Below are 15377 nucleotides of genomic sequence, written 5' to 3' on the forward strand. Positions count from 1 at the left end.
TGACGCGTGAGGGAGATGAGCGGCATGGTGCAGATCGGGTACACGATGATGACGGAGCAGGCCGGTCCACGGGAGCTGGTGGGCCATGTGGTCGGTGCCGAGCGGGCCGGTTTCGACTTCTCCGTCACGTCCGACCACTACTTCCCCTGGCTGGAGTCCCAGGGCCACGCCCCCTACGCGTGGAGCGTGCTGGGCGCTGCCGCGCAGGCCACCGAGCGCATTCCGCTGATGACGTACGTGACGTGCCCGACAACCCGCTATCACCCGGCGGTCGTTGCCCAGAAGGCCGCCACCCTGCACCTCCTCTCCGAGGGACGCTTCCGCCTCGGTCTCGGCTCGGGGGAGAACCTCAACGAGCATGTGGTGGGCGGCGGTTGGCCCGCCGCGCATGTCCGCCTGGCGAGGCTGGAGGAGGCCGTGGAGATCATCCGCGCACTCCTCGCCGGGGAGAACGTCAACCACCACGGCGCCCACTTCGACGTGGAGAACGCCAAGGTGTGGGACCTGCCCGACACCCCCATCCCGATCGGTGTGGCTGTCTCCGGCGACAGCTCGTGCGAACTCGCGGGCCGCCTCGCCGACCTGCTCATCGCCACCGAACCCAGGCCGGAGTTGACCTCCGCGTTCGACCGGTACGGCGGCGCGGGCAAGCCCAAGGTCGGCCAGCTGCCCATCTGTTACGACCCCGACCGCGACGCGGCGATCACTCGCGCCCACGACCAGTTCCGCTGGTTCGGCAGTGGCTGGCCGGTCAACTCCGAACTGCCCGGCCCCACCGCGTTCGCCGGTGCCACCCGGTTCGTACGGCCCGAGGACGTGGCCGAGTCCATCCCGTGCGGCGACGACGTGGAGGCGGTCGTCGAGGCCGTACGGCCTTACGTGAACGCGGGGTTCACCGAGGTCGCGCTCGTCCAGATCGGCGGCGAGCACCAGGAGCCCTACCTGGAATGGGCCGAACAGAAACTGCTCCCCGCCCTCCGCGAACTGTGAGCGGGAGAGGACACCGGGATGAGCACGAGACGCGCCGCGATCTTCGACGTCGACGGAACCCTCGTCGACACCAACCACCTGCACGTCGTCACCTGGTGGGAGGCGTTCAGGCAGGGCGGACACCGCATCCCCATGCGGGAGATCCACCGCGCCGTGGGCCTGGGCAGCGACGACCTGATCGAGCACCTCCTCGGCAAGGACCGCGACCGTGAGGACGACGGGCAGCTCGAAGCGGCCCATCACGCCCTCTACGCCACCTGCTTCGACCGGCTGCCGGCCCTGGATGGGGCGGGCGACCTGCTGCGTGCCCTGGCCGGGCGGGGCTGGACGATCGTCCTGGCTACCTCGGCGAGCGGTGCGGAACTGGCCGCGCTGCGCCGTGCGATCGACGCGGACGACGTCATCCTCGGGGCGGCGAGCGCGGACGACGTCGCCGACGGCAAACCCGCCCCCGACCCCGTCCGACAGGCCAGGGACCTCGCGGACGTTCCGAGCGAACGCGCCGTGTTCGTCGGCGACACCGTCTGGGACATGAAGGCCGCCGTACGGGACGGAGTGGTCCCGGTGGCGGTGCTGTCCGGCGGGATCCCTCGCGCGGACCTGGAGAGGGCCGGCGCCCACGCGGTGTACCGGGATCCCGCCGACCTCCTCGAACAGCTCGACTCCAGCGTCTTCGCCGACCGGTGACACCGCGAGCCCCCGTGCGGAGAGCGGGGGCGTTGCCCTGGGGGCGGGCCCCGGCCACTCCACTCGGGTGCGCGGGGCACGTGCGACGCGCCCGCTTCTGGTCGGCGGGCCGGGAAGAGGGAGCGGCGCGGCTCAGTCGGAGGGATCTTGCGGGGACATCCGCCGGTTGGCGTTCCGGCTGGTGGTCAGGGGGTCCCCCACTCCCTGCTCCTGTTCCGCCGGGTCCTGTGTGTCGTCCTCGCGGTGAAGTTCGGCCAGTTCGCGCAACGCCTCGTCGACCGCGTCGTCCGAAGTGCCGGGCTCGGGCGTGTGATCGTCGCTGCTGTGGGAGTCACCAGTGTTCATGTGGCCCGGGTACCCCCGTGGACGCTTCTTCACCGGACCGGGACTGACCGGCTCGTGCAGTGGCACGTCGGCGACGGCACAGGCCCGGAACGCCACGCGGCAGGTCCGGAGCGCGACCGGGGCGGTCGGCAGGTGGGACGGACGGGAGCGGCTCCCGGTGCCCTCACCGCGAGGCGACGCGGCCCCGGCGTTCGCGCCCTTCACACGTACGGGATGAACGGGACCGGCGGGAAGACCATGTCGGTGCAGTGCCCTCGCCCGTCCGGCAGAGGCGGCATGCCGACGAGTCGCGGAACCGGCCGGGTCCGGGGTCAGGCCTTCGCCGGCCAGCGCGGCGGGGTCCGGCCCCGGCCTCGGAGGCGCCCGGGAAGGGAACCGGCGAGCCGGCTGTTTGCCGTCCGGCGGAACGGGCTAGTCGGGACACATGAAAGCGAGCAGCGTCATTCCGACCGAAGCCGTACCGGCCTCCGCGGGCACCGCAGGGCTCGCCGCCCGCGGCCAGTCCCTGCTGCTGGGCGCTCTCTACGCCCTGGAGCGGGCTCAGTCCCTGGACTCCGCCGTCGCACCGGTGCAGCGGGCCGTCCGCGCCCTGCCCCTGGGTCCGCTACGGGACGTTCTGCACGGCAGGCAGCTGGGCCATCCTCTGCATCCGGCGCTGGTCCAGATACCGATCGGGGCCTGGCTGTCGTCCGCGGTGCTGGACGTCCTGCCCGGCTCAGGCCGTGGTGTCCGCGTACTGGTCGGCCTCGGTACGGTGGCCGCCGTGCCGGCGGCCCTGGCGGGCTGGGTGGACTGGGCGGAGCAGCACGAGCAGCAGATGCGGACCGGGCTGGTCCACGCCGGCTGCAACGCGCTGGCCGTGTCCTTGTACACCGCTTCCTGGGTCGCGCGCGCCCGCCGACCGCGGCTGGGCAAGGCGCTCGGCCTCGCCGGTCTGGCGGCGGCGGGAACGGGCGGGCTGATCGGCGGCCACCTCGCCTACCGCCAGGGCGCGGGGGCCAACAAGACGGAACCGGTGCCGCATCTGGTGAAACCCGGCTGGCACCGGATCGGGGACCGCGACGACCTTCCGGCCAAGACGCCGGTGCGCCGCATGCTGGGCGAGGTGCCGTTGCTGGTGTACCGCGCCACGGCCGACGAGGTGCACGTACTGGCCGATCAGTGCAGCCACTTGGCGGGCCCGCTGTCCGGCGGCGAGACAGCCGACGGGTGCGTGACATGTCCGTGGCACGGAAGCGTCTTCCGTCTCTCGGACGGCGGGAACGTGGCCGGCCCCGCCACGGCCCCGCAGCCTCGCTTCGACACCAAGGTCGAGGCCGACGGTTCGGTCATGGTCCGGCTGCCGGGAGCGGGCTGACCCGCCCGGCACCCGCGGACCAGGGCGACACCATCCGGCTGTCCGACGTGCCGACGGCGGGTCTCGCCGCGTAACGGTGTCGACGGCCGCCGCATCGGTCGAATCCTGTGTCGGCGGAGGTGACAGCGGGGGCGGGGGAGCACCTGCCGCAGGACGTCGGGCCATGGCCGCGCGATCCGGTGCCGCCGTTCGAGAGGGGGCCCTGGGTCTTGCCGGCCCCCGGCATGGGCGGACGGGTGCGGGACTGCCCGGCGCGGCATCCCGGGGTCGCGACGAGGGGCCTGGGATACGCAGTCGCGTTCTCGTCCCGCCCACGCGAGATCAACAGGGAGTTTGTGCTGGGGAAGGAGGGGCAGTCGGAAGGTCGTGCTTCGGACCGGAGGCGCGTGCCCAGCGGGAAACCACCGGCTGCCGAGGCACCTTCGGCGGCATGCGTGTGGTCCCGTGCGGCGCCCTTGGCCATTTCGTCCGGGCCGTTCCCCGTGCCGGGTCCGCGCCCGTCCTGAGTGATTCGGGAGCGAACACGCATGCTGACCGACATGCCGACACCCCGTCCAAAGCAGTCGACGGTGCCCACCCCGGGCGAGGCGGACCTCTCGTACGACCTCGTCGTTGGCCGGGATGCGGCCAAGCGGGGGCTGCACCTGCTGCCTGAGCGTGAGCGTGAGCGGGCCATCCTCCACCTGCGTTTCTTCGAAGCGTTCACCTACGCGCCCGTCCGCCGCCGGACGGCCTGACGCCGTCACCCGCCCGCAGGCGCAGGCCCCCTCACAGCGAGGAGCACCACCGATGCAGCAACAGACGTCCCCACGCATCCCCAGCCGCGTCCGAGCGTCCGGTCGTGGCGCCGCGGACGACCCCGGCCCGTTGGCCGAAACCGTCCCTCCGCCGTCTGCCGCGGCGGAGCGTTTCCTGCGCTACGTCGACGCGCAGGCGGCCGGCGCAGCCGACTGCCCCCTGCCCGGCAGCGGACGTACCGACGCGCGCTTCGAGCAACTGAGCGCGGTCGCGCGGGAGGATCTGTGCGCCGCCCGGCTGGTGGAGGGCCATCTCGACGCGGTGGCGATCCTCGCCGAACTCGGGGGCGAGCCCGTCCGGCCCGGCGAGTACTGGGCCGTGTGGGCCGCCGAACCGCCGGGCCCGGGGCTGACCGGCACCCGTACCCCACACGGCTGGATTCTCAACGGCGTCAAGAAGTATTGCTCCGGGGCGCGCACCTGTACGCACGCCCTGGTCACCGCCTCCACCGAGGACGGCCGACGGCTGTTCGCCGTCCGCACCGGCGCCCCCGGCCTCCCGCCCGACCGGTCGGAGACCGACCCCGTCACCCGCCCCGGGTGCCGGCCGGTCCCCGGGACATGGCAGGCGGTCGGCATGGCCGCCAGTGACAGCCCGGACATACGGTTCACCGAGGTGCCCGCTGTCCCGGTCGGCGATGTGGAGGGGTATGTGCGTCGGCCCGGCTTCCATCACGGCGGGGTCGGTGTGGCCGCTTGCTGGTACGGCGGCGCGCAGGCGGTGGCGCGGATCCTGTTCGAGCGGGCCGGGAAGCACGACGACCCGTTCGGCGACGCGCACGCGGGCGCCGTGGACCTGCGTCTGCACGCGGCGGGCACGGTACTGCAGCGGGCCGCAGCGGAAATCGACACCGACCCGCTGGACCGGAGCGGAACGGCGCGGCTGCGGGCCCTGCGGGTGCGCTCCCTGGTGGCCGAGGCATGCGCCGGAGTGCTGGACCATGTCGGACGCGCGACCGGAGCGGGACCCCTCTGCCACGACGAGCGGCACGCCCGCGCGACGGCCGACCTCGCCGTCTACATCCGCCAGCACCACGCCGAACGCGACCTGGCCGCGCTGGGCGCGGAGGTGGCGCGCGGCACCGGAGCGGACCGGTGAAGGCCCCGCGCGCCGCGGCGGCCGAGAGGTACGCCGATCCGATCCAGGCACCCGGTACCGATGAGAAGCGCTGGCGTTCCTGGGCGGGCTGGAGACGGATGCCCACGTACGCGCCGCCGGTCCGGGGCCGGGTCGTCGTGGTCGCCGCGCACCCGGACGACGAAGTGCTGGGCGTGGGCGGCGCCATCGCCCTGATGACGGCGGCCCAAGTCGCGGTCACCGTGGTGTCGGTGACGGACGGGGAGGGCTCCCACCCCCACACCACCCGACTCACCCCGGCCCGGCTCGCCGAGCTGCGCGCCCGCGAACTGGACGACGCGCTGGGGGAGTTGGGCGCCGGTGAGGCGAGGGTCGTACGACTGGGGCTGCCCGACACCCAGGTCGCCGCGCACGAGACCCGGCTCGCCGCGGAGCTGGCGGAACTGCTGCCGGGTGCCGCGCTGTGCCTGGCGCCCTGGACCGGCGATGTCCACGGCGATCACGAAGCGGTCGGTCGGGCGGCACGGGAGGCCGCCCGCGTGACGTCGGTACCGTGCCGGTTCTATCCGGTGTGGCTGTGGCACTGGGCCGAACCCGGCGACCCGCGGGTGCCCTGGGAGCGGGCGTCCCGGATCGTGCTCCCGCCTGCGGTACAGGCCCGCAAGCGCGCAGCGGTCGACCGGTTCGGCAGCCAGATCCACCCGCTCGGTCCCGCCCCGGAGGACGCCCCCGTACTGCCACCGGAGGAACTCGACCACCACCTGCGCGGCTGGGAGGTGGTGGTCGGATGACCCGTCCGCGTACGCCCGCCGGCTACTTCGACGGCATGTACCGCGACACGGAAGACCCGTGGAGCCTGACGCGACGCTGGTACGAGCGGCGCAAATACGACCTGACCGTCGCGTCACTGCCGTCGCCCCGCTACCGGCGGGCGTTCGAACCCGGCTGCTCGGTCGGCGAACTCACCCGTCGGCTGGCCGCCCGCTGCGACGCGCTCCTCGCCTGCGACCGGGTCGAGGCGGCGGTCGAGACGGCCCGGCACCGTACCCGCGACCTCGCGCACGTCGAGGTACGGCGCATGCTGCTGCCCGAGGAATGGCCGGAGGGCTCCTTCGACCTCATCGTCCTGTCGGAGCTGCTCTACTACCTCGACGCCACCGCGCTCGACCAGCTCCTCGAACGCGTGGTGGCGGTGCTGGAGCCCGGCGGGACCCTGGTCACCGTGCACTGGGACCACCCCGTGCCCGAACACCTCACCACCGGTGCCGGTATCGCCCGTCGGCTGAGCACGCTGCCCGGTCTCGGCCTCCTCGTCGACCACCGCGAGGACGACTTCGTTCTCCAGGTCCACCGGCGCACCGGACCGGACGGCGAACGCCCTGTCTCCGTCGCGGCCGGGGAGGGCCTGGTATGAGCCCGGACATCGCGGTCGTCGTCCCCGCCCACGACGAGGAGACGCTGCTCCCGGACGCCCTCGCGGCGATCACCGCCGCCGCCCGTCACCCCGCGCTCACCGGCACACGGGTCCTGACCGTCGTGGTGGCGGACGCCTGCCGGGACCGTACGGCGGCCCTCGCCCGGGACGCCGGAGCCCTCGTCGTCGTCACCGACTGCCGCAACCCCGGCCTCGCCCGGCACGCGGGTGTCCGCCACGCACTGGAGCGGCAGGCGCGCGACGGCGGGCCCGGCTGGATCGCCACCACGGACGCCGACAGTGTCGTCCCGCCCGGCTGGCTGGTCCACCAGCTCGCCCGGGCCCACGAGGGATGGGAGGCCGTGGTCGGCACTGTCGTCCTGCCGCCTTCACCTCTGGCCGCGCGGCACCGGGCTCTGTACGAGGCGACCAGGCCCGCTCACGGGGCGGCCTGGCACCACCCCCATGTCCACGGCGCCAACCTGGGCGTGAGCGCCGCCGCCTACCTGGACGCGGGAGGGTTCCCGCCGCTGGCCGTCGGGGAGGACCGGGCCCTCGTCCAGGCCCTGGAACGCCGGGAGCACCGGGTACTGCGCACCGCGCAGCACCCGGTGCTCACCTCGGCACGGCTGCGCGCCCGGGCCCGCGGCGGCTTCGGGGACCACCTCTCCGCGCTGTCCCACCGGGCCGGCGCCTGAGCGCGGACTCCTGAGCGAGAACTCCGGTTCACATTCGGGCTCGTCCCGCGAAGAAGCCCGCCGGGAACGCGGCAGGGCTTGCGATGAGGTTCCGCCTCCGCGCCATCGCCGTGTCGTACCGCCCTCGCGCCCCTCTGCCGGGCTCTGCCGGGCGTCAGCCGGGCCAGGTTCCGGTCAGGCGGCGGGTGGTGGCGGCGCCGGCGCGGTCGACGGTTGCCTTGACCGCGGAGAAGATCGCGCCTTGCAGCGCGGCGGCGAGTAGCACCTCGCCCCAGGAGCGTTCCTCGTCGGTGGCGTCCGGGGCGTCCTTGTCGTGGCCGAGTATTTTCCACGCCTGCTTGAACGCGGCTCCGGCGGCCATGCCGCTGACCGCCCCGAGGACCAGCCCGACCGGCTTGTAGGCGATCTTCGATGCCTTCACCGCGGTTCACCCCCTCCGGCGGTAGGACAGCCACACCACTACGGTGACACCGGCCGCGACCAGCAGGGCGGTGCGGTTGTCCCGCGCCAGCCGGGCTCCCTGGGCCGTCTTCTGCCGCACCGGCTCGGGTGCTTTCTCCTGCCATACGCGACCGGCCTCGGCCGCGGTGGCGCGGGCCTGCCCGGAAGCCTGAGCGGCTTTTTCCTTGACCGGGTCAGGGAGCTTGTCCTGCGCCTGGTGGGCCAGGTCGGCGCTCTTCGCCTTCAGTTCCCTGGCCTTGACGGCGGCCTGGCCTTTGATCTCGTCGGCCTTGACGGCGGCCTGTTCCTTGAGTTCGCCGGCCTTGGCGGCGGCCTGTTCCTTCACCTCGGCGACCTCCGCCTTGGCCCGCGCCTTGACGTCGGCCTTGGCCGCCAGCGCCTCGACCGTCTGCCCGAGCTCGGTCCGGACCTGTTCGACCTGCTCCCGCAGTTCGTCGGGCGCGGCCGGGGTGGGTTCGTTGTGGGACGGCTTGGTCATCGCTGGGCACTCTCCTTGATCTCGGCCACGTCGGCCTTCACACTGTCGATCGTCTGCTCGGGCACGGGCGGCGCGGCCCGGCCGACCTGCTTCTTCCCCCTCAGGGCCAGCACCCCGGTGATCAGAGCCAGCACCGCCGCGACGATCAGCGCCGCCGCCCACACCGGCAGGGGCACCGCCAGCGCGGCGATCGCGGTGGCGACCAGCGCCTGGAGCATCAGGAAGCCGACGACGCCCGCGCCGCCGAACAGCCCGCCGCCTTTGCCGTAGTGCCGGCCCTTCTCCTTCAACTCGGCCTGCGCCAGCCGCAGTTCGCCCCGCACCAGCTCGGTCAACTGCTGCGAGGCCCGTTGCACCAGCTCACTCACCGGTTCCTGGCCTGGGCGGTCCGTGCTGCGGGAGTCCGCGACGTGCGGCTGTGTGTTCGACACAGCGGTCATCTCCCCTCCATATGGGTTTCCCGGGCCGGGTCGCGTCATCGTCCCGACTGCCCGATGACTGCGCGAGTACCCTCGACGGGCGAGTTCAGAGCGGAGAAGTCGACCGGCGCGCCCTCTGGCCGGTACCGATGGCACCCGCTGGCGGACCTACTGCGCCCGCGCCGTGGATGCGTCATTCCTCATTCAGCCTGCGTACGTCCGCCTCGTCCCACGTGTGCGTGGAGCGGGGCTGCGTGTACGGCTCGGCCTCCGGCGGCAGGCCACCCGCGACGGCCCGCTGCCGCACCGTCTCGGCATCGATCTCCAGGCCGAGCAGAAGCGCCAGGTTGGTGATCCACAGCCAGACGAGGAAGACGATGACGCCGGCCATGGCACCGTAAGTCCGGTTGTAGGAAGCGAAGTCGGCGACGTAGAAGGCGAATCCGGCGGAGGCCGCCAGCCAGATCACCAGGGCGGTGAAGCTGCCGGGCGTGATCCACCGGAAGCCCTTCACCTTCGCGTTGGGGCTGGCCCAGTAAAGGATCGCGATCATCACCGTGACGAGGACGACCAGCACGGGCCATTTGGCGATCGACCACACCGTCAGCGCGGCGTCGCCGACCCCGAGGGCCGTGCCGGCCTGCCGGGCCAGGCCTCCGGTGAAGACCACGATCAGCGCGCTGATCACCGCCAGGACCATCAGTACGACCGTCAGGGCGACGCGGACGGGGAGGATCTTCCACACCGGTCGGCCTTCGGGCATGTCGTAGACGGCGTTCGCCGCGCGGATGAACGCCGCCACGTAACCGGAGGCCGACCACACCGCCAGCGCGATGCCGACGACCGCCATGACCGAGCCGACTCCGGCGTCGCGCTGCAACTGCCGTACGGCCTCGGTGATGATGTCTCTCGCGGAGCCGGGAGCGAGTTGCCCGAGGTTGTCGAGGAGCTTGCCGGTGACCGACTTGCCGGCGATACCCACAAGGGAGACCAGCACCAGCAGCGCCGGGAACAATGACAGCACTCCGTAGTACGTCAGCGCCGCCGCGCGGTCGCCCAACTCGTCGTCCCGGAACTCCCGCATGGTGCCTCTGACCACGGCACTCCACGCCCGCAGGGGCAGTTTCGAAGGCCGGTCCGGCGCCTCACGCTCAACCTCCGGGCCGGGGCCGACTTCTTGCGGCCCCGGGGCCGCGGGTTCCCGCGTCCCGTCGTTGTCGTGAGGTGCTTTCCGTCCCGGAAGATGCGGTCTCGCCATATCGCCCGGGTAACCCGCGGGTCCTTGCCTACGCCACCGGCGTTGCCGATGCCGATGGCGCCGGACATCTTTTTGCACCTTCCGGAGCATGGAACGGGGCGGCGGAAGCACTCGGAGGGGCATGGAGTGCTCGATCTACCAGGAGCGGACCGGTGAGTGCGAGCAGGTCGACTGCCGGCAGAGGACGGCGGATGCAAGGCCACCCTGGACCGGGTGACCGCGCTGAAGCCCGCCGAGTTCGCCTGGATCCGCGTGGACGAACCCCGTCAGGAGGATCTGCGGCAGCTCGGCGAGTACCTGAAACTGCACCCGCTGGCCGTCGAGGACGCCGTCCACGCCCATCAGCGTCCGAAGCGGGAGCGCTACGGCGACGTGCTCGCCATCGCGGTGAAGACGGTGTGGTTCGTCGAGGAGAGCGCGGATGTGGAGACCGGCGAGGTGATGATCTTCCTCGGGCCGTCCTTCGCGCTGACCGTACGGCACGGCGCGAACGATCCCACCGTCGAGGCCGCACGCAGGCTCGCGGGGCAGCCGCAGATGACAGGGCTCGGGCCGGTCAGCGTCCTGCACGTGGTGCCCGATGTGATCGTCGACGACTACGCACAGGCCGCCGCCCAGGCACGGACCGACCTGACGGACCTGGAACGGTGCGTGTTCTCACCCGCCCGGGACGATCTCACCGAGCGGATCTACTCGCTCAAACGCGAGGTGGTGGAGTTCCGGGACGCCATCGGGCCGTTGGTCCCGGTCATGCGGCCCTTCGCCCAGGAGCGGGACGACTGGCCGCGCGAGGCCGCGCTGTACTTCCGTGACGTCACCGACCACCTCTCCCGCACCGACACCGAGGTCCGTGCCCTGGACGACCTGCTCGGCTCCGTCCTCGACGCCCATCTCGCGAAGGTGGGCACCTGGCAGAACGACGACATGCGCCGCATCAGCGCCTGGGCGGCCCTCTTCGCCGTCCCCACCACGGTCGCCGGGATCTACGGCATGAACTTCGCCCACATGCCCGAACTGGACTGGCGCTACGGCTACCCGTGCGCGCTCGCCGTGATGGCACTAGGAGCCGGACTGCTGTACCGGGCGTTCCGCCGCAACGGCTGGCTGTGACAGTGAACCGCGTCCCGGTCCGGCGGCCCGACCGGCCGGCCGGAGCCGGCCCGACACCTTCCCGGGGCCGACCGGGACAGTCGGCATAGGTGCCGCCGATCGGTGGCACCTGGACTTCCATGCATGCGATACGAGCCGTGGTGCGAAGAGGGCGGCGCCAGATACGGGCCGCCGGGCAGGCGATCGGGCGGGCGTGGGCGGGTCCGAGCCGGGAGCGGGACCTGGCCGTGCAGGCGGGCAAGGCGGCCCTGGCCGCCTGGATCGCCTGGGCGGTGGTCGGCCGGTGGCTCGACGCGCCCATGGCGTTCGTCGCCCCCTGGGTGGCGATCGTGCTGGTGGAATCCACCGTCTACCGGTCCATCGCGTACGGGCTGCAGCAACTCGCGGCGATCGCCACCGGGACGGCCGTGGCCACCGCCGCGGCACTGCTGCTGCACGACACGATGACGGCGATGGCGCTGGTCCTGCCCACGACCGTGCTGCTGGGGCAGTGGCGGCGCTTGGGCAGCCAGGGCATCTACGCCGCCACCGGCGCCCTGTTCGTCCTCACCGGAGGATCCGTCACCGTCCCCGCCGCCGCTGCCCGTATCGGCGAGGCCGTCTTCGGCGCGGTGGTCGGTATCACCGTCAACGCGCTGATCCGCCCCCCGCTCTACCTGCGCGATGCCCGCACCGCCCTGCGGGACGCCCTCCGCGAGACGCACGACATCCTTCACGCCGTGGCCGACGGCCTCGACGAAGGGAAGTGGGACGCCCAGGAGACCGGCGCCTGCCACGAGCGCGCCCTGCGTCTGCAACGCCTGGTCGGCCAGGCACGCAGCGCCCTGAACACCAGCCGGGAAAGCCTGCGCGTCAACCTCCGCCGCCGCACCGGCCCGACGCCCCCTCCCGGCGAGGACTACGACGACGCGGTGGTGGTCCTGGACCACGCCGCGCTTCACACAGCCGACGTGACCCGTACCGTCCTGGAGGCCGTGGCCGAAGCCGGTGCGGCCGCACGGCCCCACCCCGCCCTCGCCCGCCGCTACGCCGTGTTCCTGCGCCGCACCGCCGACACCCTCCGCCTCTACGACCAGAGCCGTTTCGGCCGCCAGGGCGAGCGCGAACTGCGTCAGGCCGTACGGGAACTGCACCGCACGCTCGACGTCCTGCGCCACCACGTGACCCGGGCGGAGCCGGGCAGCCCCGGCGAGTTCGCCACCTACGGCACCCTGCTGACCCAGGCCCACCGCCTGGCCGGCCGGCTCACCGCGCACCTCCCCGAGCCGCAGGCCGCGAGCGGGACGGCAGGGTTCGACGGCGGTGAACACCAGCCGACGGGACGAGGCGCACCGTCACCTCCTCGTCCCGTACCGCTCCACGGGCACGGGAGAGGGAACGAGCCTCGGCCTCAGCCCGAGGATGGCGCAGAGCGGGCCGCGGGCGCACATCGCGGCGGCGCTGACAAAAGTCTCCATGTGCCGGACGGACCGCACCATCCAGTACGCCGTCAGCGCCCCCAGGCCACCCCGGAACCCGACGGAGAACCATGACCGTGACGGCCGCCGTCCTGGCCGGTTTCCTCCGCGCTCACCGGCACACTCCTGGCTGTCTGGGTCCGCCACACCCTCGGCAGTGATCGGCTGGGACGCAATGCGGGTGCGGAGGGGAGTGGTTTGCGGGCGACGCGGCGGGCAACTCGACCACCAGGACATCGCGCCATGAGCCTCTGTCCCGTTCCGAGGGGCAGAGCGCCGCGGCACAGAAGGAAGATGAACGACCGTGACCACTCAACTCCCGCGCACCACGCCGAAATCACCGATCCGCGTCGCCGAGACGGGCTGGTCGAAGGCCCGTCACCGCCGGGGGAAGGGCGTGCGGACCTGCGTCGCCGCCATCGCGGACGAGAGCGCGCCCGCAGTGGCGCAGTCCGACACCGAGGCGAACATCATCCGGAGCGCGGACTGACTGTCCGGTCGAACGCCCGGACGACTTCATGCCCTCTCCCTGGGTACCCGACGCGATCCGGACCCGCGTCGGTCCACTGATCCGCCGATCCGGCGTGGACGGCCCCCCACCGACCCCCCAATCGAAGGAGGAGCGAATGAGCACAGGCACCGTCAAGGAAGCCGTGGACGTCGGTGTGCCGGTCCACACGGCCTACAACCAGTGGACCCAGTTCGAGCACTTCCCCCGCTTCATGGAAGGCGTGGAGGAAGTGCGGCAGCTCGATGACCGGCACAACCACTGGATCACCAGCATCGGCGGTGTGCGGCGGGAGTTCGACACCGAGATCGTCGACCAGGCGCCGGACGAGCGGATCACCTGGCGCTCCGTGGACGGCGACACGCGGCAGCGGGGCTCGGTGCGTTTCGAGCCCTTGGACGACGCGCACACCCGGGTGGAACTCACCATGGAGGTCGAGCCGACCGGCGTCGCGGAGAAGACCGCGGACGTACTGGGCGTGATCGACCGGCGGGTCAAGGGGGACCTGCGGCGGTTCAAGGACTACATCGAGGACCGCGGCGGCGAGACGGGCGGCTGGCGCGGACGTATCCGGCCCGAGGACCCCGGAACGTCCCTCTGACGTCGACCGAGGAGATGTATTCGTGAACGTGGACATGTGGGGCTACCAAGCGGCGGTCGGCTACACCGCCGGCACCAGTCTGATCGGCTACAAGGTCGAGGCGACCGACGGCGGTATCGGCAAGGTCGACAAGCACTCCGACGACGTCGGAGCCTCCCACCTCGTGGTCGATACCGGGGCCTGGATCTTCGGCAAGCACGTCCTGATCCCCGCCGGCCTCGTCACCGGCGTCGACACGGCGGAGGAGAGGATCTACGTCGACCGGACGAAGGAGGAGATCAAGAACGCTCCCGAGTTCGACAAGGACAAGCACACCGGTGACGCGGGCTACCACGAGCAACTCGGCAGCTATTACGAGAGCCACCGTGCGTGAGATCTGAGCCGGGGTGTGCGAGGGGTGGGCCGGAGCAGCGGGCTCCGGCCCACCCCTTCCCCTTCGTCGTGGAGTGCCTCAGGCGGGGCGTGTCAACCGTGCGACAGGGGGCACTCCTCCGGATGAGAATCCCGAAACCCCGACGCGCCCCCACGCGCATGGACGCGGATGAGGACAGATGGTGGACATCCAACAGGCGGAGCAGCCCGCGTGGTTGTCGGTCCGTACCGAAAAGATCGACGGCATCCTCGTCGTGACGGTGGCCGGAGAGATCGACCACGAGACAGGCGGCTCGCTGAGAGAGGCGCTGGACCTGCCGGACGGCGTGGCACCTCGGGTCGTCGTCGACCTGCGCCACGTCACGTTCATGGACTCCAGCGGCATCAACGTTCTCATCGCCGTGCACCACACCCTCGCCGAGGCGGACGGCTGGCTGCGGTTGGCCGGAGCTGCCCCATCCGTCCTGCGCACCATCCAACTCGTCGGCATCGACGCACTCATCGACTGCTACCCCACTCTTCCGCAGGCCCTCGGCCACTGATCTCTCTGATCTCTCGGACGGGGATCGCGGAGCGGGCTCAGGTGCTGGCGGCTTCGCGGATGGCCTCAGGGGCCTTCTTGTCGAGGGCGACGCGGACCAGGGCCGCCGCCAGGACGGCCGGCTCCGCGCCGTCCGCAAGGCGGAGCAGCGCAGCGGGTGTGGTGGGCAGGTCCAGGGCACGGGCACCCTGGAGGGCTTTGGCGTCGAGGTACGGCTCCGTCCCGGGCCAGACGGCCTGTGCCTCCCGCAGGAAGATGTCGGCGCCGGCCGGTCCCAGTCCGGGGAACTCCTGGAGCAGGCGCCGTATCGTCGCCGTGTCGCCGTCGGCCTCATCCCGCAGTTTGCGCAGGTCACCACCGTAGCGTTCGATGGCCAGCGTCGCGCCGTCGCCGAGCTGCGTGGCGGTGCGCTCGTCGTAGCGCCGGTAGCCGCCGCGGCCGAGCGCGTCGACCCGCTGCTGCCAGGTGGCCCCGGCCATCCGGCGTGGATCACGCATCCCGGCGGCGGCCAGCTCCTTGGCGGCGGCGACCGCGATGTCGGCGCGGATACGCGCACTGAGCAGACAGGCGAGCACGAGCAGCCGGTACAACGTCTGAGGCGTGTCCTTGAGCGGGATGCCCGCCTCGTCGGCGTAGGTGCGGCCATGGGCGTCCAACAGCGCCCGCATCACGTCGCGTCGGGTGGTCGTGGCCATCCGATTCCACCTCCGAAGACTGTGTACGTACGGTGTTTCGCGTACCCGGATGCATCCGGGCGAAGAGGAGAGAAGGGGAGAAGGGGAATGACGCGAACGCGCCTGGCCCA

General features: G+C 72.1%; 19 protein-coding genes and 1 pseudogene. 14 read left to right on the top strand and 6 right to left on the bottom strand.

Annotated features, from left to right (window positions below; translation table 11 throughout):
- Positions 1-24: 24 nt before the first annotated feature.
- The gene (locus ACGFY9_RS16650; RefSeq protein WP_393754735.1) at positions 25-990 is read left to right on the top strand and encodes an LLM class F420-dependent oxidoreductase; all 966 of its coding nucleotides are present in this window, start codon (positions 25-27) and stop codon (positions 988-990) included.
- 18 nt (positions 991-1008) lie between these two features.
- Positions 1009-1677, top strand: a complete 669-nt coding sequence (locus ACGFY9_RS16655; RefSeq protein WP_393754737.1) for an HAD family hydrolase — start codon at positions 1009-1011, stop codon at positions 1675-1677.
- A 132-nt stretch (positions 1678-1809) separates the two neighbouring features.
- On the opposite strand, the gene ACGFY9_RS16660 is transcribed toward ACGFY9_RS16655, so the two are convergent.
- Positions 1810-2022, bottom strand: coding sequence for a hypothetical protein (locus tag ACGFY9_RS16660; RefSeq protein ID WP_393754738.1), 213 nt, complete (start codon positions 2020-2022; stop codon positions 1810-1812).
- Between the two features lie 424 nt (positions 2023-2446).
- Here ACGFY9_RS16660 and ACGFY9_RS16665 point away from each other — a divergent pair, with 424 nt between their 5' ends.
- The 6 genes from ACGFY9_RS16665 to ACGFY9_RS16690 all read left to right on the top strand — a co-directional run bounded on the left by ACGFY9_RS16665 (position 2447) and on the right by ACGFY9_RS16690 (position 7366).
- A complete protein-coding gene (locus ACGFY9_RS16665) occupies positions 2447-3379 on the top strand; it encodes a Rieske 2Fe-2S domain-containing protein (protein WP_393754740.1) in 933 nt (310 codons plus the stop codon).
- A gap of 527 nt (positions 3380-3906) precedes the next feature.
- Positions 3907-4116, top strand: a complete 210-nt coding sequence (locus tag ACGFY9_RS16670; RefSeq protein WP_393754742.1) for a hypothetical protein — start codon at positions 3907-3909, stop codon at positions 4114-4116.
- Positions 4117-4168: 52 nt separating this feature from the next.
- Positions 4169-5275 carry an acyl-CoA dehydrogenase gene (locus tag ACGFY9_RS16675; protein ID WP_393754744.1) on the top strand — a complete coding sequence of 369 codons (1107 nt, stop codon included), beginning with the start codon at positions 4169-4171 and terminating at the stop codon, positions 5273-5275.
- On the top strand, positions 5272-6045 hold the full coding sequence (locus ACGFY9_RS16680) for a PIG-L deacetylase family protein (protein ID WP_393754746.1): 774 nt from the start codon (positions 5272-5274) through the stop codon (positions 6043-6045). The genes ACGFY9_RS16675 and ACGFY9_RS16680 overlap by 4 nt, the downstream gene beginning before the upstream one ends.
- The gene (locus ACGFY9_RS16685; protein ID WP_393754748.1) at positions 6042-6668 is read left to right on the top strand and encodes a class I SAM-dependent methyltransferase; all 627 of its coding nucleotides are present in this window, start codon (positions 6042-6044) and stop codon (positions 6666-6668) included. The genes ACGFY9_RS16680 and ACGFY9_RS16685 overlap by 4 nt, the downstream gene beginning before the upstream one ends.
- The gene (locus ACGFY9_RS16690) at positions 6665-7366 is read left to right on the top strand and encodes a glycosyltransferase (RefSeq protein WP_393754750.1); all 702 of its coding nucleotides are present in this window, start codon (positions 6665-6667) and stop codon (positions 7364-7366) included. Before ACGFY9_RS16685 ends, ACGFY9_RS16690 begins: the two co-directional genes overlap by 4 nt.
- A gap of 154 nt (positions 7367-7520) precedes the next feature.
- On the opposite strand, the gene ACGFY9_RS16695 is transcribed toward ACGFY9_RS16690, so the two are convergent.
- The 4 genes from ACGFY9_RS16695 to ACGFY9_RS16710 form a co-directional block, all read right to left on the bottom strand.
- On the bottom strand, positions 7521-7787 hold the full coding sequence (locus ACGFY9_RS16695; RefSeq protein ID WP_393754752.1) for a DUF4235 domain-containing protein: 267 nt from the start codon (positions 7785-7787) through the stop codon (positions 7521-7523).
- A gap of 6 nt (positions 7788-7793) precedes the next feature.
- On the bottom strand, positions 7794-8306 hold the full coding sequence (locus tag ACGFY9_RS16700; RefSeq protein ID WP_393754754.1) for a DUF3618 domain-containing protein: 513 nt from the start codon (positions 8304-8306) through the stop codon (positions 7794-7796).
- Positions 8303-8746 (bottom strand): phage holin family protein, encoded by a 444-nt coding sequence (locus tag ACGFY9_RS16705; protein ID WP_393754756.1) that lies wholly within the window; start codon positions 8744-8746, stop codon positions 8303-8305. The genes ACGFY9_RS16700 and ACGFY9_RS16705 overlap by 4 nt, the downstream gene beginning before the upstream one ends.
- A 172-nt stretch (positions 8747-8918) precedes the next feature.
- Complete coding sequence (locus tag ACGFY9_RS16710) at positions 8919-9983, bottom strand: YihY/virulence factor BrkB family protein (protein ID WP_393754758.1); 1065 nt, start codon at positions 9981-9983, stop codon at positions 8919-8921.
- Between the two features lie 156 nt (positions 9984-10139).
- Here ACGFY9_RS16710 and ACGFY9_RS16715 point away from each other — a divergent pair, with 156 nt between their 5' ends.
- The 6 genes and pseudogenes from ACGFY9_RS16715 to ACGFY9_RS16740 all read left to right on the top strand — a co-directional run bounded on the left by ACGFY9_RS16715 (position 10140) and on the right by ACGFY9_RS16740 (position 14573).
- Complete coding sequence (locus tag ACGFY9_RS16715) at positions 10140-11093, top strand: magnesium and cobalt transport protein CorA (RefSeq protein ID WP_393754760.1); 954 nt, start codon at positions 10140-10142, stop codon at positions 11091-11093.
- 119 nt (positions 11094-11212) lie between these two features.
- Positions 11213-12340: pseudogene (locus ACGFY9_RS16720) on the top strand (aromatic acid exporter family protein); the annotation flags it as partial.
- A 514-nt stretch (positions 12341-12854) separates the two neighbouring features.
- The gene (locus ACGFY9_RS16725; protein WP_393754762.1) at positions 12855-13040 is read left to right on the top strand and encodes a hypothetical protein; all 186 of its coding nucleotides are present in this window, start codon (positions 12855-12857) and stop codon (positions 13038-13040) included.
- Positions 13041-13176: 136 nt separating this feature from the next.
- Positions 13177-13659 (top strand): SRPBCC family protein, encoded by a 483-nt coding sequence (locus tag ACGFY9_RS16730; protein WP_393754763.1) that lies wholly within the window; start codon positions 13177-13179, stop codon positions 13657-13659.
- 34 nt (positions 13660-13693) lie between these two features.
- Positions 13694-14032, top strand: coding sequence for a PRC-barrel domain-containing protein (locus tag ACGFY9_RS16735; RefSeq protein ID WP_393755260.1), 339 nt, complete (start codon positions 13694-13696; stop codon positions 14030-14032).
- Between the two features lie 178 nt (positions 14033-14210).
- Positions 14211-14573: an STAS domain-containing protein gene (locus ACGFY9_RS16740; RefSeq protein WP_393754765.1), complete on the top strand. Its 363-nt coding sequence runs from the start codon at positions 14211-14213 to the stop codon at positions 14571-14573.
- Between the two features lie 37 nt (positions 14574-14610).
- Here the strand turns inward: ACGFY9_RS16740 and ACGFY9_RS16745 are convergent, their stop codons facing one another.
- On the bottom strand, positions 14611-15267 hold the full coding sequence (locus tag ACGFY9_RS16745; protein WP_393754767.1) for an endonuclease: 657 nt from the start codon (positions 15265-15267) through the stop codon (positions 14611-14613).
- Positions 15268-15377: the final 110 nt, after the last annotated feature.

Origin of the sequence: Streptomyces sp. NPDC048504 (genome assembly GCF_043200035.1) — a bacterium.
In the GTDB taxonomy this organism is placed as follows: domain Bacteria; phylum Actinomycetota; class Actinomycetes; order Streptomycetales; family Streptomycetaceae; genus Streptomyces.

Coding starts and splice junctions, on each gene's coding strand:
- ACGFY9_RS16650 (WP_393754735.1), top strand. CDS start 25: ATGGTGCAGATCGGGTACACGATGATGACGGAGCAGGCCGGTCCACGG.
- ACGFY9_RS16735 (WP_393755260.1), top strand. CDS start 13,694: ATGTGGGGCTACCAAGCGGCGGTCGGCTACACCGCCGGCACCAGTCTG.
- ACGFY9_RS16700 (WP_393754754.1), bottom strand. CDS start 8,306: ATGACCAAGCCGTCCCACAACGAACCCACCCCGGCCGCGCCCGACGAA.
- ACGFY9_RS16730 (WP_393754763.1), top strand. CDS start 13,177: ATGAGCACAGGCACCGTCAAGGAAGCCGTGGACGTCGGTGTGCCGGTC.
- ACGFY9_RS16740 (WP_393754765.1), top strand. CDS start 14,211: ATGGTGGACATCCAACAGGCGGAGCAGCCCGCGTGGTTGTCGGTCCGT.
- ACGFY9_RS16745 (WP_393754767.1), bottom strand. CDS start 15,267: ATGGCCACGACCACCCGACGCGACGTGATGCGGGCGCTGTTGGACGCC.
- ACGFY9_RS16710 (WP_393754758.1), bottom strand. CDS start 9,983: ATGGCGAGACCGCATCTTCCGGGACGGAAAGCACCTCACGACAACGAC.
- ACGFY9_RS16705 (WP_393754756.1), bottom strand. CDS start 8,746: ATGACCGCTGTGTCGAACACACAGCCGCACGTCGCGGACTCCCGCAGC.
- ACGFY9_RS16690 (WP_393754750.1), top strand. CDS start 6,665: ATGAGCCCGGACATCGCGGTCGTCGTCCCCGCCCACGACGAGGAGACG.
- ACGFY9_RS16655 (WP_393754737.1), top strand. CDS start 1,009: ATGAGCACGAGACGCGCCGCGATCTTCGACGTCGACGGAACCCTCGTC.
- ACGFY9_RS16665 (WP_393754740.1), top strand. CDS start 2,447: ATGAAAGCGAGCAGCGTCATTCCGACCGAAGCCGTACCGGCCTCCGCG.
- ACGFY9_RS16685 (WP_393754748.1), top strand. CDS start 6,042: ATGACCCGTCCGCGTACGCCCGCCGGCTACTTCGACGGCATGTACCGC.
- ACGFY9_RS16675 (WP_393754744.1), top strand. CDS start 4,169: ATGCAGCAACAGACGTCCCCACGCATCCCCAGCCGCGTCCGAGCGTCC.
- ACGFY9_RS16660 (WP_393754738.1), bottom strand. CDS start 2,022: ATGAACACTGGTGACTCCCACAGCAGCGACGATCACACGCCCGAGCCC.
- ACGFY9_RS16670 (WP_393754742.1), top strand. CDS start 3,907: ATGCTGACCGACATGCCGACACCCCGTCCAAAGCAGTCGACGGTGCCC.